General features: G+C 73.0%; 11 protein-coding genes and 1 riboswitch. Of the genes, 9 read left to right on the top strand and 2 right to left on the bottom strand.

Features of this window, described 5'->3' with window-relative positions:
- Window positions 1-30 precede the first annotated feature (30 nt).
- From ACH4RG_RS27280 to ACH4RG_RS27270, 3 genes are all read left to right on the top strand, one after another.
- Window positions 31-1,521 carry an amidase gene (locus tag ACH4RG_RS27280; protein ID WP_397929331.1) on the top strand — a complete coding sequence of 497 codons (1,491 nt, stop codon included), beginning with the start codon at window positions 31-33 and terminating at the stop codon, window positions 1,519-1,521.
- Between the two features lie 345 nt (window positions 1,522-1,866).
- Window positions 1,867-4,089: an NADP-dependent isocitrate dehydrogenase gene (locus ACH4RG_RS27275; RefSeq protein ID WP_397922462.1), complete on the top strand. Its 2,223-nt coding sequence runs from the start codon at window positions 1,867-1,869 to the stop codon at window positions 4,087-4,089.
- Window positions 4,090-4,212: 123 nt separating this feature from the next.
- A complete protein-coding gene (locus ACH4RG_RS27270) occupies window positions 4,213-5,832 on the top strand; it encodes a molybdopterin-dependent oxidoreductase (protein WP_398540399.1) in 1,620 nt (539 codons plus the stop codon).
- A gap of 52 nt (window positions 5,833-5,884) precedes the next feature.
- Here ACH4RG_RS27270 and ACH4RG_RS27265 read toward each other — a convergent pair whose 3' ends face one another.
- Window positions 5,885-6,949 (bottom strand): biotin/lipoate A/B protein ligase family protein, encoded by a 1,065-nt coding sequence (locus ACH4RG_RS27265; protein ID WP_397922465.1) that lies wholly within the window; start codon window positions 6,947-6,949, stop codon window positions 5,885-5,887.
- Window positions 6,950-7,335: 386 nt separating this feature from the next.
- Here ACH4RG_RS27265 and ACH4RG_RS27260 point away from each other — a divergent pair, with 386 nt between their 5' ends.
- The 3 genes from ACH4RG_RS27260 to cobF all read left to right on the top strand — a co-directional run bounded on the left by ACH4RG_RS27260 (window position 7,336) and on the right by cobF (window position 13,078).
- Window positions 7,336-9,768 carry a protein kinase gene (locus ACH4RG_RS27260; protein WP_398162772.1) on the top strand — a complete coding sequence of 811 codons (2,433 nt, stop codon included), beginning with the start codon at window positions 7,336-7,338 and terminating at the stop codon, window positions 9,766-9,768.
- 69 nt (window positions 9,769-9,837) lie between these two features.
- The gene (locus ACH4RG_RS27255) at window positions 9,838-12,147 is read left to right on the top strand and encodes a protein kinase (RefSeq protein ID WP_398540398.1); all 2,310 of its coding nucleotides are present in this window, start codon (window positions 9,838-9,840) and stop codon (window positions 12,145-12,147) included.
- A 142-nt stretch (window positions 12,148-12,289) separates the two neighbouring features.
- Window positions 12,290-13,078 (top strand): precorrin-6A synthase (deacetylating), encoded by a 789-nt coding sequence (gene cobF / locus ACH4RG_RS27250; protein WP_397922471.1) that lies wholly within the window; start codon window positions 12,290-12,292, stop codon window positions 13,076-13,078.
- Between the two features lie 88 nt (window positions 13,079-13,166).
- On the opposite strand, the gene ACH4RG_RS27245 is transcribed toward cobF, so the two are convergent.
- Window positions 13,167-13,364: a hypothetical protein gene (locus ACH4RG_RS27245; protein ID WP_397922473.1), complete on the bottom strand. Its 198-nt coding sequence runs from the start codon at window positions 13,362-13,364 to the stop codon at window positions 13,167-13,169.
- A 377-nt stretch (window positions 13,365-13,741) separates the two neighbouring features.
- Window positions 13,742-13,888, top strand: a riboswitch (cobalamin riboswitch).
- Window positions 13,889-14,072: 184 nt separating this feature from the next.
- Here ACH4RG_RS27245 and metE point away from each other — a divergent pair.
- The 3 genes from metE to ACH4RG_RS27230 all read left to right on the top strand — a co-directional run bounded on the left by metE (window position 14,073) and on the right by ACH4RG_RS27230 (window position 19,778).
- Window positions 14,073-16,397, top strand: a complete 2,325-nt coding sequence (metE, locus tag ACH4RG_RS27240) for a 5-methyltetrahydropteroyltriglutamate--homocysteine S-methyltransferase (protein ID WP_397929319.1) — start codon at window positions 14,073-14,075, stop codon at window positions 16,395-16,397.
- A gap of 413 nt (window positions 16,398-16,810) precedes the next feature.
- Entirely contained in the window at window positions 16,811-18,334 is a 1,524-nt protein-coding gene (locus tag ACH4RG_RS27235; protein ID WP_397932799.1) for a pyridoxal phosphate-dependent decarboxylase family protein, read from the top strand.
- Window positions 18,335-18,386: 52 nt separating this feature from the next.
- Window positions 18,387-19,778 (top strand): lysine N(6)-hydroxylase/L-ornithine N(5)-oxygenase family protein, encoded by a 1,392-nt coding sequence (locus tag ACH4RG_RS27230; protein WP_397932801.1) that lies wholly within the window; start codon window positions 18,387-18,389, stop codon window positions 19,776-19,778.
- Window positions 19,779-19,881 lie beyond the last annotated feature (103 nt).

Here is a 19,881-nt window from a genome sequence, read left to right as displayed (position 1 = left end):
GGCCCGCACCACGAGGGAGGCGGCACGCCCATGTCCTCAGCGGAGCCCACCGAGCGGACCGGCCCGGCCGTACGGGAACCCGGGCGCGGCCCCCGCCCCACCGCCCACGTTCCGCCGCCCGGGCCGGGTCCGGGGCCCGGACTCGCGGAGAGCGCCCGTCGGCTCGCCGACGCGGCCACCACCTCCACCGCACTCGTGGCCGACGCCCTGGCCCGTATCGAGGCCACGCAGCCCACCCTCAACGCCTTCCGCCACCTGCGCGCCGAAGCGGCTCTCGCCGACGCCGCCGAGGCCGACCGGAGGCTCGCGGCGGGGGAGCGGCTGCCGCTGCTCGGCGTGCCGGTCGCCGTCAAGGACGACACCGATGTGGCGGGCCTCCCCACCCACTTCGGCTGCGACGGGGAGCGGCCCCCGGCCGCCTCCGACAGCGAGGCGGTCCGCCGGCTGCGCGCCGCCGGAGCCGTCGTCGTCGGCAAGACCAACTCCTGCGAACTGGGCCAGTGGCCCTTCACCGAAGGCCCCGCCTTCGGCGCCACCCGCAACCCCTGGAACACCGCGTACACCCCCGGCGGCTCCTCCGGCGGATCGGCGTCGGCCGTCGCCGCCGGACTCGTCCCCGCCGCCCTCGGCTCGGACGGCGCCGGATCCGTGCGCATCCCCGCCGCGTGGACGCACCTCGTCGGCATCAAACCGCAGCGCGGGCGCATCTCGGTCCACCCGCACAGCGACTCCTTCCAGGGGCTCACCGTGAACGGCACCCTCGCCCGTACGGTCGCCGACGCGGCGCTCCTCCTGGACGCCGTCGCCGGAGCGCACCCCGAGGACCTCCACCGCCCGCCCGCCGTGCGCGCCGCCGACGCCGCCCACCGCGACCCGGGCCGCCTCCGCATCGCACTCGCCTGGCGTCCCCCGCTCACGCTCACCGGCGCCGGACCGGACCCGGAGGTGCGCCGGGCCGTCACCGCCCTCGCCGAGACCCTCGCCCGGCTCGGCCACCACGTCGAGGAGGCCCGCCCCCGATACGGGCTGATCGGCCTCGCCTTCGTGCCCCGCGCCACCGCGGGCATCGCCGAATTCGCCGCCCGCCACCCCGAACCGGCCCTGCTCGACCCGCGCACCCGCAGCGCCCTGCGGACCGGGACACGGCTGGGCGGGCGGGTGGTGCGGGCGGCCCGCGCCCGTGAAGTGCGCCAGCACCGCAGGATCGGCGCCCTCTTCGACGCCTCCGGTTTCGACGTGCTGCTCACCCCGACCACGGCCGCGCCACCGCCCCGCATCGGCGCCTTCGACCGCCTCAGCGCCTGGCGCACCGACCTCACGATGGCGGCCGCCTGCCCCTACGCCTGGCCGTGGAACGTCCTCGGCTGGCCCGGCGTGAACGTCCCGGCCGGCTTCACCCGGTCCGGGCTCCCCGTCGGCGCCCAGCTCCTGGGCCCCTCCCGCAGCGAGGAGCGGCTCATCGCGCTCGCCGCCCAGCTGGAGGACGACCTGCGCTGGTACGAGCACCGCCCGCCGGTCTGACGGCCAGGACTCACCCCCGGGCGGTCAGCCCCGCCACCCGTTCCACGGCCGCGACGCGCCGAACGCGACCAGGCGGACCGGACAGTGATCGGTGAACGGCTCCCCCCGCCAGGCCTCCACGCCCTCGGCCGTGATCCGGTACGGGGCCCGCGACCGGGCGCAGCTCGTGGCCTTCGCCGACGAGCCCGGGGTGGTCGAGCCCCGGTCGCGGACCGCCGGGAGACCGCCCCCGGGACACGGACGCGCCCACGGTGTGTGAAGCCGTGCGGGGGCCTTGTGGAGCCCGGCACCGTGAAGAGATATCTTGATGTCAAGCAATGTTGCAGACGTGGAGCGGAGCACCCGGTGACTGACTCGACCATCATCTATACGCACACCGACGAGGCCCCTGCCCTGGCGACCTACTCGTTCCTGCCCGTCGTCGAGGCCTACGCCTCGACCGCAGGCGTCACGGTCGAGCGCCGTGACATCTCCCTCGCGGGCCGGATCATCGCCAGTTTCCCGGAGCACCTCAAGGCCGAGCAGCGTATCGATGACGCGCTCGCCGAGCTCGGCGAGCTGGCCAGGACGCCCGGCGCGAACATCATCAAGCTGCCGAACATCTCGGCGTCGATCCCGCAGCTCAAGGCCGCCATCGCCGAGCTCCAGGGGCAGGGCTACGCGCTTCCCGACTACCCGGACGACCCGCGGACCGACGAGGCCAAGGACGTTCGCGCCCGGTACGACAAGGTCAAGGGCAGCGCCGTGAACCCGGTGCTGCGCGAGGGCAACTCCGACCGCCGCGCCCCCGCGTCCGTCAAGAACTACGCCAAGGCCCACCCGCACCGCATGGGGGCCTGGAGCGCCGACTCGAAGACGAACGTCGCCACGATGGGCGTCGACGACTTCCGTTCCACCGAGAAGTCCGCGGTCATCGCCGAGGACGGCTCGCTCCGCATCGAGCTGCACGGTGACGACGGCGCCACCACCGTGCTCCGCGAGTCCGTACCCGTCCTCCAGGGCGAGGTCGTCGACGCGGCCGTCATGCGCGTCGCCGCGCTGCGCGAGTTCTTCACGGCGCAGGTCGCCCGCGCCAAGGCCGAGGGCGTGCTGTTCTCCGTGCACCTCAAGGCCACCATGATGAAGGTCTCCGACCCGATCATCTTCGGCCACGCGGTCCGCGCCTTCTTCCCGAACACCTTCGCCAAGTACGGCGAGCAGCTCGCCGCGGCGGGCCTCACCCCGAACGACGGCCTGGGCGGCATCCTGAAGGGCCTGGACTCGCTGCCGGACGTCGGCGCCGAGATCCAGGCGTCCTTCGAGGCCGAGCTCGCCGAGGGCCCCGCCCTCGCCATGGTCGACTCCGACAAGGGCATCACCAACCTGCACGTTCCCAGCGACGTCATCGTCGACGCCTCGATGCCCGCCATGATCCGCACCTCGGGTCACATGTGGGGTCCGGACGGCGACGAGGCCGACACCATCGCCGTCCTCCCGGACAGCAGCTACGCCGGTGTCTACCAGGTCGTCATCGACGACTGCCGCGCCAACGGCGCCTTCGACCCGTCGACCATGGGCTCCGTGCCCAACGTCGGTCTGATGGCGCAGAAGGCCGAGGAGTACGGCAGCCACGACAAGACCTTTGAGATCCCCGCCACCGGCACCGTGCGCGTCGTCGACGCGAGCGGCGCGGTCGTGCTGGAGCAGGCCGTCGGCGCCGGCGACATCTTCCGGATGTGCCAGACCAAGGACCTGCCGATCCAGGACTGGGTCAAGCTCGCCGTCACCCGCGCCCGCGCCACCGGCAACCCGGCCGTGTTCTGGCTGGACGAGACCCGCGCGCACGACGCCAACCTGATCGCCAAGGTCACCACGTACCTCGCCGACCACGACACCGACGGCCTGGACATCTCGGTCAAGTCCCCGGTCGAGGCCACCGCCTTCTCCCTGGAGCGCATCCGCCGCGGCGAGGACACCATCTCCGTCACCGGCAACGTGCTGCGCGACTACCTCACCGACCTCTTCCCGATCCTGGAGCTCGGCACCAGCGCGAAGATGCTCTCCGTCGTCCCGCTGATGAACGGCGGCGGCCTCTTCGAGACCGGTGCGGGCGGCTCGGCCCCCAAGCACGTCCAGCAGCTCGTCAAGGAGAACTACCTGCGCTGGGACAGCCTGGGCGAGTTCCTGGCCCTCGCGGTCAGCTTCGAGCACCTGGCGACCACCACGGACAACGCGCGGGCGCAGGTCCTGGCCGACACCCTGGACCGGGCGACGGGCTCCTTCCTCAACGAGGACAAGTCCCCGAGCCGTCGCCTCGGCGGCATCGACAACCGAGGCAGCCACTTCTACCTGGCCCTGTACTGGGCCCAGGAGCTGGCGCGGCAGACCGACGACGCGAAGCTCGCCGAGGCGTTCGCGCCGCTCGCCAAGACGCTGGCCGAGCAGGAGGAGACCATCGTCGCCGAGCTGATCGCGGTGCAGGGCTCCCCGGCCGAGATCGGCGGCTACTTCCAGCCCGACCCGGCGAAGGCCGAGGCGGTCATGCGCCCGTCCGCCACGTTCAACCAGGCCATCGCGTCCCTCGCCTGACCTGATGCGAGGCGGATCCCTCCGCCTCACCGACCCGCCCTGGCAGGCCCCGCGCCCGCCGGGGCGGTTCGCGTTCGGAGCCCGTACGGGTGAAGGACCAATCCGCCGGGGCCACGGATCCGAATGACGACCGTGAGGATCACCCGGAACACCCTGACCCGAGGCACGCTCGCCGCCCTGAGCGGACTGCTCGCGGGATTCGCCTCGCTGGCCGTCGCCGAGCTCGTCTCGGCGGCCGTCCGGCCCGAGGCGAGCCCCGTGACGGCGGTCGGGGGAGCGGCCATCGACCGGACGCCCGCCGGGGTGAAGGACTGGGCGATCCGGAACTTCGGCGAGGACGACAAGCTCGTCCTGCAACTCGGCATCGTCGTCACGCTGGCCCTCTTCGCCCTGGGCGTCGGCCTGTTGGCGCTGCGGCACCGGCGGGCCGGCTCCGCGGCCGTCCTGTTCTTCGGTGTGGTCGGCACGGCGGCCGCCGTCGGCAGGCCGGACTCCACGGGGCTCGTGGACGGTCTGCCGTCCCTGCTGGGGGCGGTCGTCGGGGCCGTACTGCTGTACGTCCTCATCGGCCGGCTTACCCGCCTGCACCGGACCACCGGTGGGGAGCGGGAGCAGGAGATCGAACAGGCCGACGAGCCGGAGCACGAGGCCGGCTGGGACCGGCGGGGCTTCGTGATCGCCGCCACCGCCGCGGCCGCCGCGTCCACCGGGGCCGGCGTCGTCGGCCGGGCGCTGAACGGCCGCAGCAGTCAGAACGCCGTCGCCTCCCGAGAGGCCGTGACGCTGCCGAAGCCGGCCTCGCCCGCGCAGCCGATCCCGGCGGGGGCACAGCTGAGGGTCCGCGGCGTCAGCCCCTTCACCACCCCGAACGACTCCTTCTACCGGGTGGACACCGCGCTCGTGGTTCCCAAGGTCGACGCGGACTCCTGGCGGCTCCGCGTCCACGGCAAGGGCGTACGGCGGGACCTGGAGCTCACCTACCAGGATCTGCTGCAACGCCCCTTGATCGAACGTGAGATCACCCTCTGCTGTGTCTCCAACGAGGTCGGCGGACCCTACATCGGTCACGCCAGGTGGATCGGGGCGCGCCTGGCGGACCTGCTGAAGGAGGCGGGCGTCAAGCCGCCGTCCCGAGGCGGCGAGGCCGACCAGATCATCGCCCGCTCGGTGGACGGCATGACGCTCGGCACCCCCGTCGAGGACGTCATGGACGGCCGGGACGCGATGCTCGCCGTCGGCATGAACGGCGAACCGCTGCCCTTCGTCAACGGGTTCCCGGTCCGGATGCTCGTCCCCGGCCTGTACGGGTACGTCTCCGCCTGCAAGTGGATCGAGGACATCGAGCTCACCACGTTCGACGACTACGACGCCTACTGGGTGAAGCGCGACTGGGCGCGCGAGGCCCCCATCAAGACCCAGTCCCGGATCGACACCCCTAAGCCCTTCGGGCGCCCGGAGGCCGGCACGGTGATGGTGGCCGGAGTGGCCTGGGCCCAGCACCGCGGCATCGAGAAGGTCGAGATCCGGGTGGACGACGGTCCCTGGCGGCCGGCGCAACTCGCCGAACAGGGCACCGTCGACACCTGGCGTCAGTGGTCCTACCCCTGGAAGGCGAACCCCGGTGGTCACACCCTGACCGTCCGCGCCACCGACCGCACCGGCGAACTCCAGACCGAGGAGCGCACCAAGACCGTCCCCGACGGTGCGAGCGGCTGGCACTCCGTCGTGGTCACCGTCGACTGACCGCTCGGGCGCACCCGGGCCGGACGTGTCCACGGCACCCCGCGCCACCCTCCTACGGCACCCGGGCGGTCCACTCCGGCGTACCGAACTTGGTGCGTACGAGTTCCTCGGCGCGCGCCAGCTCGGCGTCCGTCACGCTGCCCGCGGTGAGTCCGTGGCGCTTGCGGAACGACTCGATCATGCGCTCGATGACGGTCTGGCGGGGGAGCCCGGTCTGCCGCCGCAGCGGGTCGACGCGCTTCTTCGCGGACCGGGTGCCCTTGTCGGACATCTTCTCCTTGCCGATCCGCAGCACCTCCAGCATCTTGTCGGCGTCGATGTCGTACGCCATGGTCACGTGGTGCAGCACGGCTCCCGGCCCGCCGTCCGGCCCGACCATCCGCTTCTGCGCGGCCCCGGCGATCTTGCCGACCTCGGTGGCGATGTCGTTGAGCGGCTGGTACCAGGCCTTGATGCCCATGTCCGCGAGGGCTTCGAGGACCCAGTCGTCCAGATAGGCGTAGCTGTCGGCGAACGACAGCCCGGAGACCAGGGACTGCGGGACGGCCAGCGAGTAGGTGATGGTGGAGCTGGGCTCGGCGAACATCGCGCCGCCGCCGGAGATCCGGCGTACGACGTTCACGCCGTGCCGCTCGACGCCCGCCGGGTCCACCTCGTTGCGCAGCGACTGGAAGCTTCCGATGATCACGGCGGGGGAGTCCCACTCCCAGACCCGCAGCGTCGGCGGCCGCAGCCCCGCCGCGACCTCGGCGGTGATGACCTCGTCCAGCGCCATGTGCAGCGCCGGCGACTGCGGGGCATCGTGGATCAGCTGCCAGTCGTAGTCGCTCCACTCCGTGGCCTGCGCGAGCGCCCGGCGTACGGCGACGGCGACGCCCTCCGCGCTCAGCCCGAGCATCACCGTGGAGTCGGGCAGAGCCGCCTCGATCCGGGCCGCGAGCCCGGCCGTGTCGGTGTTGGCCGGGGCACCCTCCAGAGCCGCGTCGATCGCGAGGATCGCCTCGTCGGGTTCGAGGAAGAAGTCCCCCGCGACACGGACGTTCCGCAACGCCCCGCCCGCCACGTCGAGGTCCACCACGACCAGCTTGCCGCCGGGAATCTTGTACTCACCGTGCACAGCGCCGTCCTCCAGCTTTCGTTCCGCGGTCCGGCTCGGTGAATGAGCCGGACACAACCGGATGTAACGCGCATCGGGGCGTGGATCATCCCGCACTGCCGGGCCTCGCCCATCTCGGGTGCCCGAGCGGGGTCCGTGCGCCGGTCAGGGCGGTGGTGGATCGTTCGTCGACCGGATCGACCGCCGGCCCCGTCCGCGGGGTGGCCCGCGGAGGCGGCCGCATGCGAGGGTGATCACCGGAAACGCAGTGATGACCAGCGACATCTCAACAGGGGGACGAAACATGCGGGTTCGCCCGGCCGGAGCCACGCCACCACCACGTACGTCCCCTGTTCCGGGCGTCGCCCGCACGTGCCCGACGGCGTGCGGAGGGAGGGCGCGGCAGCATGCTCGGTGAACTCCTGGACCGTTCCCCCCGCCGTATCGGCCCCTACCGGACCCTCGCCCGCCTCGGCGCGGGCGGCATGGGCGAGGTGTATCTGGGGGCCGATACGCGGCCTCGGCGCCCCCACACCGGCCCGCAGCTCGTGGCCGTCAAGAGGGTGCGGGCGGAACTGGTCGGCGACCCGGCCCTGCGCGACCGTTTCCGCCGGGAGACGGAGACGGCCCGTGCGGTGGACAGCCGGTTCACGGCCCGGCTGCTCGCCGCGGACGCGGATGCCGCGGAGCCGTGGCTGGCCACCGAGTACGTGGCAGGGCCGACCCTTGAGCGGGCGGTCCGCGCTGCGGGCCCCCTGCCGGTCGAAACGGTCCACCGTCTCGGTCTCGGCCTCGTACGGGCGCTGCGCGGCATCCACCACGCGCGGGTACAGCACCGCGACCTGAAGCCGACGAACATCCTGCTCGGTGCCGAAGGACCCAAGGTCATCGACTTCGGCATCGCCCGTGACTTCGGGGCGGGCACCATGACGGCGACCGGTGTGATGGTCGGCTCGCCGGGCTACATGTCGCCGGAGCACGTGCGGGGAGGACGGCATGTGGTGGCGGCGTCGGACATCTTCTGCCTGGCGTCGGTGCTGTGTTACGCGGCGAGCGGTACGCCTCCGTTCGGGGAGGGCCCGCTGGCCGCCGTGCTCTACCGGATCTCGCAGGCCGACGTGGATCTGGCGGGCGTTCCGGACCCGGTGCGAGAACTGATCGAGGACTGCCTGCACCCGGATCCCTCGTCCCGCCCCGACATCGCCGTCCTCGAGGCCCGCTTCCGGACCGTGACCGACCTGCCGGACGCCGCCGACGGCAGCCTCTGGCCGCCCGGTGTACGGGAGTTGGTGGCCGCGGACGAGGCCGAGCTGGCCGGACTGCTGGAGGCGGCGGGCGCGCTCGCCACCGCGGCCCCCACGATGCCGGGCGCGCCCCCGGTGCACAGCGCGGAAACGGTCACCGGCACTCCGCCGCCTCCGGCGACCCCGCCGGCCGGCCCGCGTTCCGGTCCGCGCCGGCGCACGGTCGTCGCCGTGATCGCGGCGGCGCTCGCCGCCGGTGTGCTCGTCGCCTTCGGGCTGCGGGCCCTGGAGGGCGGCGGGGACGACGGCGAGGAGGCGTCCGGCGCCGCGTCGGGCTCCCCCTCGCCCTCCGCGTCGGCGGACATCCCGCCCGGGGTCGGTCTCCACCGGTACGGCGTGGACGGCAGCCGCTTCTTCCCCATCGACTCGACGGTCCGTCCGGCCGGCTGGGAGCCCTGGTCGGCGAAACTGGACGAGCGCCCCTGGGACTGCGCCCTGAACAGCGTGCTGGTGGTCTGCCGCACCTTGGACGGAGGCCTCGAGGCGGTCCGCGCGTCCAACGGGGAACCGCTGTGGAACGCGGCGTCGCCCGATCCCGGCGGCCTGCCGGACAGGGGCAACCGCGGTATGCGCATTCCGGGCAACGGCAGCGCCCCCCTCATCCAGGGCGACACCGTCGTCTCCGCCGAGGCCGGTAGGGTCCGCGGCCGGTCCGCCGCGGACGGAGAGGTCCGCTGGGAGCACGACACGGGTCTTGGACGAGAAGCGGAGAGCCTCGGAAGGGCACTGCTGGGTGATGGCGTCGCGTTCTTCACCCTGGGCTCCGGGCCGAGCGCGACCGTCCACGCCTACGACGTCCGCACGGGGAAGCACCTCTGGGAGCGGTCCCTGGTGTCGCATGACGCGCCGATGGCCGCGTCCGGGATGTACGGCGCCGACGCGTTCACGGAGGGCAGGCTCATCACCCGGACGGACGGCGGCATGACCGCGTTCGACGCGAGGACCGGGGAGCCGACTCCCCTGGGGGTGCCCGGGGACGGCTTGTGCGGTGCGGTGCTGGTGGACAACGGCTTCGTCTACTGTGACACCGAGGAACCCGCGAAGGCCGGCGATACCCGTGAAGGGACCACCGTGAAGCTGGACGCGGCGACTCTGCAACCGGTCGACGACGGCGGTTCGCGCACCGTCCTGGGCGGGACCGGCGCAAGGGGCGCGGTTCCCGCCAACGGCAGGACGTACAGCCTACGGCTCGGCCCTGATGGCCGTGTCGAACTCACACCCCATGGCCCTCCGCACGGGACGCGCACGGTCGCCCCGCCCCGGAAGGAAGGGGAAGGGGGCGGAGAGTTTCCCTCCATGGATCCGGTGATCGTCGGAGACACGGCGGTGTTCGCCGACAACCGCCACCTCTACACGCTGCCGTTGGACGCCGGCGAGCGAGCCCGGCACGAGATCGAGGGCGCGCCGGGCGATCGAGGCCCGACCGGCCTCGCCTCCGAGCACCTGGTCTGGGCGCCGCAGGTGATGTCTCTGGGCGGAGCTCTCTTCCTGATCTACCACGACGGAACCGTGCGGTCCATGAAGCTTCCCGACTGAGGCACCCGCCCCCGACTGCTCAGTCGGCCGAACTCCCTTATAAAGCGCCAGACTTGGAGTCCTCACGCCGTGTTGCGCCCGCTCGACGCCGATGCCCCTTACGACGTGGGTCCGTACCGGCTGCTCGCCGGTCTCGGCTCCGGCGGCATGGGTACGGTCCACCTCGCCCTGCCGCCGGACGGTGGCCCCGACGACCTCGTCGCACTGAAGACCGTCCGCCGCGACCTGGATCTCGAGGGCGACTTCCGGATCCGTTTCCGACGCGAGGCGGAGGCGGCGCGTGCCGTACGCGGTCCGTACGTCTCCGCGCTCGTCGCTGCCGAACCGGAAGCCGCGCGACCCTGGCTGGCCACCCAGTACGTCGCCGGTCCCTCGCTCGCCGACGCGGTGGCCCGGCACGGCCCGCTGCCCGTCGACGTGGTGCGCCGGCTCGGTGCGGACCTCGCGCGGGGTCTGGCCGCCGTGCACGGTGCGCGACTGGTGCACCGGGACCTGAAACCGGCCAACGTCGTCCTCGGCGCCTCGGGCCCACGGCTCATCGACTTCGGCATCGCCCAGGCCTACGACGCGACGGCGCTGACCGCGACCGGCATCATGGTCGGCTCGCCGGGCTTCATGTCCCCCGAGCACATCGAGGGCGGCCGGTCGGTGACCTCCGCTTCCGACGTGTTCTGTCTCGGTGCCGTCCTCTGCTTCGCTGCCACGGGGCACGGGCCGTTCGAGGACAGTGAACTCGCCGCGATCGTGCACCGCATCGTGCAGGGTGATGCGGAACTCGCCCATGTGCCGACGGAGTTGCGGGAAGTCGTGGCCGACTGTCTGCGACAGGAACCCGGCCGCCGCCCGACGACGGACGACCTGATCCGCACCCTGGACCCGGAGGCCGCGTCGGCCCGCCCGGGAGCCGTGCGGGCGCCCGTGCGGGCGCCCTTCCCCTGGCCGGACGGTGTGCGCGGCGCGATCCGCTCGTACGAGGCCGCCGTGGGCCGAGCGCTCCTCGCACCCCCGGCACCGCAGAAGGCACCCGCCGGCGCGCCACCGGGCCCGGGTGCCCCGACGCCCCCGGTGCCACCGCAGGCCTCGGCGCCCCCGGAACGGGCGGGACGCCGGCTGCGCCGGTCCCTCGGCGTCGGCGCCGTTCTCCTCGTCGCCACGCTCACGGTCGTCCTGCTGAACCTGCCGGGCGAGGAGAACGGACCCGGCGAGGGTACGGCGTCCTCGGGGAACCCGGGCGGGTCCCCGAAGAGCACGCAGAGCCCCGGCTCCGCCACCGAACGCACCGCCCCCGTGGCCGCCGACGCGACGGGTGACTTCGGGCCGGACGCGCTGGACCGCACGCTGCAGCCCGAAGGCTGGCAGCCGTGGATCACGTCCGTCGACGGAAGGGGCGGCGCGTCGGACTGTTCGCTCAGCGGCGCCGTGCTCGTCTGCGTCCGGTGGGACCAGGACAGGAGGCGGGGGTACCTGGAGGCGAGGAACGCGGCCGACGGCACACCCGCGTGGCGCTATCCCGCCGACAGCGGAGGGGGCGTCACCTCACTGCCCTACGCCGAACTGGACACCCGGCACGTCTACACCCCCTCGCCCGACGGCCCCGGTGTCGACGTGCTCGATCTCGGCGATGGAAAGCGGGTGGCGAGACTGCCGGGCCGTGAGGGGTACCTGCCGGCCGCTGCCCGGGTGCACAAAGGACAGCTCTTCGTCTCCTACGTCGCGGAGGGCGGGCCGGCCGAGGCCGGGGACGTGTTCCTCCGCGCGTATTCCGTCGAGGACCGCGCGAAGCAGTGGGAACGCGCGATGACCTCCGCGCAGGCCCAGTCGTTGGACATCGCGGGCGACCGTCTCTGGGTGACCGGCGGGGACACACGCACCCTGGACCCGAAGACCGGCAGGGATCTGGACAGGATCTCCGACCACTGTCCCGGTCCGAGGCGCGGCGCCCCGTATGTCGCTTGTCTGGAAGCGGTGCGGGAGACCCGCACGCTCAGGAAGGTCAGCGACACGCGTGTCGACATGCTGCACGGCGCGCGGCACGAGGAGGTGGTTCTCGTGCGAGGCAGTGGCACGGCGAAGGGCTCCGCCTATCTCAGTGCCCTCGACCCGCGGACCTGGCGCGAACAGTGGTCGCTGACCTGGAACGGTGAGGACTCCGTCATCGTGGCCGGTGACCGGGTCCTGGTGCTCGGGGACGGCGGGGTGCGGGTCTTCGACCTGGAGCACGGGACGGCCGTGGCGAGCCGGTCCACGCTCCGCGGCTGGCCTCGGGAGGGTGAGGCCGCCGACGCTCCCTCGATGCGGCCGTCCAGTGCCCTGGTGTCCGGCGGTTCCCTCTACCTGACCTTCGAGGACGGCACCCTGCTGTCCGCCCCCGTCCCCTGATCCGGTGACGGGGGTCCTGCGGGGCGCCGTCGGCGGCCGGGGCCCGCGGCCGTTCTCCACCGCGCCACCCCTCTGCCCGCGAACGCACGGCCGGACGTCCTGGCAGGTCCACTGCGTCCCGCTCCTGGCATGATCGGATGACATGAGCGACGCACCCCGTCACATCCTCGTCATCGGCATGGGCGCCGGCGACCCCGACCACCTGACGCTCGCCGCGGTGAAGGCCATGCGCCGGGCCGACGTCTTCTTCGTGCTGGGAAAGGGCAAGGAGAAGGACGCGCTGACCCGGCTGCGGCGGGACATCCTCGACGAACACCTGACCGGCCCCTACCGGGTCGTGGATGCCGAGGACCCGTGGCGGGACCGCACCCAGCAGGACGCCGGGCGCTACACCTCGGCGGTCCACGACTGGCGCCACCGCCGCGCCGACATCGGTGAACGCCTGATCGTCCAAGAGCTCGCACCGGGGCAGTGCGGAGCCTTCCTCGTGTGGGGCGACCCGTCCCTGTACGACAGCACCCTCGCGGTCCTCGACGACATTCGAGGCCGCGGAACCGTGGAATTCAGCCATGAGGTGATCCCCGGCATCAGCAGTGTCTCCGCCCTCGCCGCCCGGCACCGCGTCACCCTGAACCGGGTCGGCCGCCCCGTCCACATCACCCCCGGACGGCGTCTCGCCCAGGGATTCCCCGAGGACTGCGACCTCGTCGTGATGCTCGACGGCCACGAGAGCTTCACGGAGCTGACGGGCAGGGGATGGTGGATCCACTGGGGCGCCTACGTCGGGACCCCGGAGGAGATCCTGGTCTCCGGCCCGCTCGACGAGGTGGCCGACCGGATCAGCGGGCTGCGCGCGGAGGCCCGCGAACGGCACGGCTGGATCATGGACACCTACCTGCTGAGCCGACCGCCCGGCGCGGGCGGCGACTGACGGCCGATGACTGACGGGTCCACGTCGAGGCGCGGGCGGGGAGGACCTCCGCACCTCGTCGTCGGACCGACAGGGATGTCAGGGTTGTTCAGCGCCCGGTCTCGTGCGCCCTGATCATGCCGAGCCCGTGCCCCAGGCTCGGGCATTCGGCGGTGAGGTCGTCGCCCCGCACGAGGTAGTTGTGCACCCGGCCGTCCGCCGGTCGTTCGATCGCGCGATACAGCGTGCCGTTCACGGTGATCGTCCAGTCGTCGCCGTCCTGGGCCCACCCGACTGTCTTCTTCATCTGGCGTATTCCGTTTCCTCGGTCGGCCTCGCCGCGGGTCGGCGGCCGTGTAGTGGGAAGAAGAACGGCTTGTGACGCTCGGTGGTTCCGCAGTCCCTACGCCATTCGGTTACATCTGTGTCACTGTCACGTCCAGTGGACGCGCTCGACCTGACCAGTGGTCAGCACGCGGCTGACGAACGGCCGAACGGGCGGAGAACAGGCGTGGCCCGGCATGGTGTGTCCCGCCGCGACGGGGTCCGAGCCGGAGTCGGGGGAGTTCACCGACCCGTGTCCCACGTCACCATCCGAAGTGTGAACAACGGTGTGCGCGGGCCGGGCGCCCGCTTAGGCTGATCGGCGCAGCTGGTTCGCCCCGTCCGCCAGGCGGGGTGTCGTAAGAGGGAACCCGGTGGGAATCCGGGACTGCCCCGCAGCGGTGAGTGGGAACGACCGCCGTCATACGCACTGGGCCCGGCCGGGTCTGGGAAGCGACGGCCATTAGGTGTCCGCCCCGGCAGACGTGCCCGCGAGTCCGAAGACCTGCCCGTTGCCCGCACGCGACCGTTCGCGTGCGGAGATCCCGGTGACCTCGTGGGCGGGTCGGCGTGACCATCGGGCGGACGGACACGGTTCCTCGTGTCCCGGTCTCCGCCCGAGGCGTCATCCCTTCGCGTCCGCGTCCCGTCCGGGGTCTGTCCCGCAGACACGCTCGCGAAGGAGAGTCACGTGACAGCGAAGCCCGCAGCCGCGGCAGCGCAGGCCACCGTGTACGGCTACCCCCGCCAGGGCCGGAACCGTGAACTGAAGAAGGCCGTCGAGGGTTACTGGCAGGGCCGCGTCGACGCCGACGCACTCCGGGAGACCGCCGCCGGGCTGCGCCGGGGAACCTGGCAGCGGCTCGCCGAGGCCGGAGTCCACGAGGTGCCGACCGGTGATTTCTCGTACTACGACCATGTCCTGGACACCAGCGTCATGGTCGGCGCCGTCCCCGAGCGGCACCGCGAGGCCGTCGACGCCGACGCCCTCGACGGCTACTTCGCCATGGCCCGGGGCACGCAGGACGTCGCACCGCTGGAAATGACGAAGTGGTTCGACACCAACTACCACTATCTCGTCCCTGAGTTGGGGCCGGACACGCTGTTCTCCGCCGACTCCGCCAAGCAGGTCGCGGAGTTCCAGGAGGCGCTGGCCCTCGGTCTGACGCCCCGGCCGGTGCTGGTCGGACCCATCACCTACCTCCTGCTCGCCAAGGCGGCCCCCGGGGTGGCGGAGGGCTTCGAGCCGCTGACCCTCCTGGACCGGCTGCTTCCCGTGTACGCCGAGGTCCTCGCCGACCTGCGCGCGGCGGGCGCCACGTGGGTGCAGCTGGACGAACCCGCACTCGTCCAGGACCGCACCCCGGCCGAGCTGAACGCCGCCGCCCGCGCCTACCGCGAGCTCGGCGGACAGGCCGACCGGCCCCGACTGCTGGTCGCCTCCTACTTCGGGCGGCTCGGCGAAGCGCTGGCGGTCCTGGCCAAGGCCCCCGTCGACGGGCTGGCCCTGGACTTCACCGAGTCCGGCGCGGGGAACCTCGACGACCTCGCGGCGGCCGGCGGACTGCCCGGCAAGCGCCTGGTCGCCGGTGTCGTGAACGGCCGCAACATCTGGATCAACGACTACGAGAAGTCGCTCGCCACCCTCGGCACCCTCCTCGGCCTCGCCGACCGGGTCGACGTCTCCGCCTCCTGCTCCCTGCTGCACGTCCCGCTGGACGCCGACGCCGAGCACGGAATCGCCCCACAGATCGCGCGCTGGCTCGCCTTCGCCCAGCAGAAGACCGAGGAGATCGTCGTCCTGGCCCGCGGCCTGGGCGGCGGCACGGACACCATCACGGCCGAACTCGCCGCCAACCGTGCCGACCTGGCCTCCCGTACCGATGCCGAGCTCACCCGCGACCCCGCCGTCCGCGCCCGTGCGGCGGCCGTCACCGACGCGGACGGCCGCCGCTCCCAGCCGTACCCGGAACGCGCCGCCGCCCAACGGGCCCACCTCGGGCTGCCGCTGCTGCCGACGACCACCATCGGCTCGTTCCCGCAGACCACCGACGTGCGCACCGCGCGCGCCGACCTGCGGGCGGGGCGGATCGACGAGGCCGGGTACGAGGAGCGCATCAAGAACGAGATCCGCGAGGTCCTCTCCTTCCAGGAGGAGGCCGGACTCGACGTCCTGGTCCACGGCGAGCCCGAACGCAACGACATGGTGCAGTACTTCGCCGAGCAGCTCACCGGCTACCTCGCCACCCAGCACGGCTGGGTGCAGTCCTACGGCACCCGATACGTCCGGCCGCCGGTCCTCGCGGGCGACATCTCGCGCCCCGGGCCGATGACGGTGCGCTGGACGACGTACGCGCAGTCGCTGACCGCACGCCCCGTCAAGGGCATGCTCACCGGCCCGGTCACCATGCTCGCCTGGTCCTTCGTCCGCGACGACCAGCCGCTCGGCGACACCGCCCGCCAGGTGGCCCTCGCCCTGCGGGACGAGGTGAACGACCTGGAGGCGAGCGGCACTTCGGTGATCCAGGTCGATGAGCCCGCGCTGCGCGAGACACTGCCGCTGCGGGCGGCCGAGCACGCCGCGTACCTGGAGTGGGCGACGGAGTCCTTCCGGCTCGCCACCTCCGGGGTGCGGCCGGACACCCAGATCCACACCCACATGTGCTACGCGGAGTTCGGCGACATCGTCCAGGCCATCGACGACCTCGACGCCGACGTCATCAGCCTGGAGGCGGCCCGCTCCCACATGCAGGTCGCCCGCGAACTGGCCGCCCACGGCTACCCCCGCGAGGCGGGCCCGGGCGTCTACGACATCCACTCTCCGCGCATCCCCAGCGCCGAGGAGGCGGCGTCCCTGCTGCGCAAGGGACTTGAGGCCATTCCGGCGACCCGGCTGTGGGTGAACCCGGACTGCGGCCTGAAGACCCGCGGCTGGCCCGAGACCCGGGTCTCCCTGGAGAACCTGGTCGCCGCCGCGCGGAAGATCCGCGCGGAACTGCCCACCGGAGCGGCGTGACCCGGGCCCGGTGCGGGAGCGGTCGCCACCGCTCCCGCACCGGGCCCCTGCCCGTACGGCTCCGGGGAGGGCGCCCGCGGCCGGGGCCTGTCTCGACGCGTCCGCGCAGGCGGGCGGGGCGCCGCCGCACTCACGTCGGCATGGGCCGTCGGCTCCGTCCCGACTACGCTCGGGGGAAAGGTAGTTCGGACGCCGATGGGTCGCCCCGTGCGGCGGCGGCGCATTCTCTCGCACGGCCGGAGTTAGGTTAGCCTAACCAGCGAATGCCCGGTTGTGGATCTTTCCGCGACCGGTGCCGCCCCGCGTGCGGGGCGGCACACCCGCACGACCCGCCGCGCACTCCGACCGAAGGACTTCGCCATGTTGCGTGCTCAGGGCCTGCCGTCCTGCGAACTCCCCATGGAGCGTGGGGCGTGAGCGACGGAACGCAGCCGGCTCCCGGCCCGGAAGGACCGTGGGAAGGTCTCGTCGCGGGCGGTGCGCACGGTCCGGGCCGGCTCCGGGCCCTCACCGCGATCGTCCTGGACGCGCTGGAGAAGGCCGCCCCGGCCCGGGGCGGCCCGCTGCCCGCCGGAGGACCCGCGGCCGTGGCCCTGAAGACCCTCGCCCTCTGCACCCCGGTCCTGCCGGAGGAGGGCATCGGACCCGAGGCCGCTCTCGGGGACCTGGTTCGCGCGGTCGCGGAAGGGGCCGCCGATCCGGCCGACCCCGCCTGCGTCGCTCATCTGCACTGCCCGCCGCTCGCCGTCGCCGTCGCCGCGGACCTGGCCGGGGCGGCCCTCAACCCCTCCATGGACTCCTGGGACCAGGCGCCCGCCGCCGGGGTGATCGAAGAGCTGACCACAGCCGCACTGGCCCGCCTGGTCCACCCCGCGGCCCCCGCCCCCGACGCCCTCATCACCAGCGGCGGCACCGAGTCCAACCTGGTGGCCCTGCTCCTCGCCCGGGAGCGGACAGCCTCCGGCGCCCTCCGGGTGGTGACCGGTGCCAACGCCCACCACAGCGTCCACCGCGCCGCATGGATGCTCGGCCTGCCCGCCCCCGCGGTCGTCGCCTGCCGCGACGGCCGGATCGACCCGACCGCCCTCGACGACGCGCTGGCCGCCCTCGCCGGAGCGCCGCTGCTGGTCGTCGCCACGGCGGGGACCACCGACGAGGGGCGCATCGACCCGCTGCCGGAGATCGCCCGCGTCGCCGAGCGGCACGCGGCCCAGCTCCACGTCGATGCCGCCTACGGCGGTCCGCTGCTGTTCAGCGAGCGGCTGGCCCCGCTGCTCGCGGGCCTGGAGCACGCCGCCTCCGTAACGTTCGACCTGCACAAACTCGGCTGGCAGCCGGTCGCCGCCGGAGTGCTGGCCGTCGCGGACGCCGGGATGCTCGCGCCGCTGTCCCTGCGCGCCGACTACCTCAACGCCGACGACGACACCGAGGCCGGACTCCCGGACCTGCTGGGCCGCTCGATCCGCACCACCCGGCGCCCCGACGCCCTGAAGATGGCGGTCACCTTCCGGGCGCTCGGCCGCCGAGGGCTCGGCGAACTGGTGGAGCACTGCGTGCGTACGGCACAGGAGTTCGGCGGGGCCGTCGACGCCCGCCCCGCGTTGCGCCGCCGCCCCGGCGACATCGGGATCAGCACCGTGCTGTTCCGCCCCGCGGTGGCCGACGCGCTGCCGGACGAGGCGGGCGACGCCGTGGTCGCCGCTGTCCGCCGTGCTCTGCTCGCCGAGGGGCGCGCCGTCCTCGGCCGCGCGGTGGCGGAGGACGACGACGGCCGGCGCCGCCTGTGGCTGAAGGCCACCCTGCTGCACCCGGACGCGGCCACCGCCGACCTGCTGCCCCTGCTCGACCTCGTCACGGCGGCGGCGGACCGTGCGGTGGCCGAAGCCGGGGCGGCCGAAGACGCCGATGCCCCCGTGGCGGAAAGGCTGTGGCCATGACGTGCCCGGGACGACCCGCCGCCGATCCAGCGACCCCCGCCGGAGGAACCCGATGACGCCCGGACCGCGCACGCCGCCCCTCGACCTGCTGGGAGTGGGGGCAGGGCCCTTCAACCTCTCTCTCGCCGCGCTCGCCGACGGCGTCCCCGGGCTGCGCACCGTCTTCCACGAACAGCGCGCCGCCTTCCACTGGCACCCCGGGTTGCTGATCGAGGGCGCCACACTCCAAGTCCCGTTCCTGGCAGACCTGGTAAGCCTCGTCGAGCCAACCAGCCCCTGGTCCTACCTCAATTACCTCAAGATCCGCCGCAGGCTCTTCCCGTTCTACTTCGCCGAACAACTCCACATCCACCGCTCCGAGTTCGACAACTACCTGCGCTGGGTGAGTACCGAGCTCCCCGCCACCCGCTTCGGCCACCGGGTCGACACGGTGGCCTGGGACGCAGGACAGGACGCGTTCGCCGTGGAGTTCACCCGGCTGGGGCCCGACGGGGAGACGCTCACCACCGGGCTCGCCCATGCCCGCAACCTCGCCCTCGGCGTCGGCACGGCCCCGCACGTCCCCGAACCGCTGCGGGGGCTGGTCCAGGACCCGGCCGCCGTCGTGCTGCACTCCGCCGACTACCTCTCGCAGCGGAACCGCCTGCTGGCCGCCCGTCACATCACCGTCGTCGGCTCGGGCCAGTCGGGCGCCGAGGTCCTGCTGGACCTGCTGCGCTCCCGGCCCGAGGGGGCGGAGGGTCTGACCTGGCTGGCCCGTACGCCCGCGTTCGCGCCCATGGAGTACAGCAAGATCGGCCTGGAGCAGTTCACCCCCGACTACACCCGCTACTTCCACGGACTTCCGCAGGCCACCCGGGACCGGCTCCTGCCCCGCCAGTGGCAGCTGTACAAGGGCATCAGCGGGGAGACGCTCGGGGACATCCACGACGAGCTGTACCGGCGCAGCCTGGGCGGAAGCTGGCCCGACGTGACTCTCACCCCCGGCATCGAGGTCACCGATGCCGCTGTCACCGAGGCGGGGCGCATCGAACTCGGTGTCGAACACGGTCAGCAGGAGGCGCGGGGCCGGCACGTCACGGACGCCGTCGTCCTCGCCACCGGATACCGGGAGCGCCCCGTCGACACGCTGCTCGCCGCTCTCGCCCCGTACATCGTCCGCGACGAGGCCGGGCGTCCACAGGTCGACGCGGCCCAACGGCTCGTTCTGGCACCGGAGACAGCCGGTTCCGTCTTCGTACAGAACGCCGAACGCCACACCCACGGCGTCGGCGCACCCGACCTGGGCCTGGCCGCCTGGCGTTCCGCCGTCATCATCAACGCGCTGACGGGCAAGGAGTTCTACCCGCTGCCCGAACGCACCGCCTTCACCACGTTCGGCCTCGGCGCGCGGGATCGCGACGACCGTGATTTGGCGTCACGTCCGGCCGAGGAACGGCGGTGACGACGGTGCCGGAACGGCCGCGGGCCGCGCGGTGGGGTTCACCGTGCGGCCCGGGGCGGGGTGTTCTGCGGAGGGGTCAGCCCTTGCGGGTGTTGATCTCCTC

The organism is Streptomyces sp. NPDC021019, from assembly GCF_044333295.1.
Taxonomy (GTDB): Bacteria; Actinomycetota; Actinomycetes; order Streptomycetales; family Streptomycetaceae; genus Streptomyces.
Note: the sequence above shows the minus strand (reverse complement) of the source record. Positions and strands in the feature narration are given on the sequence as shown.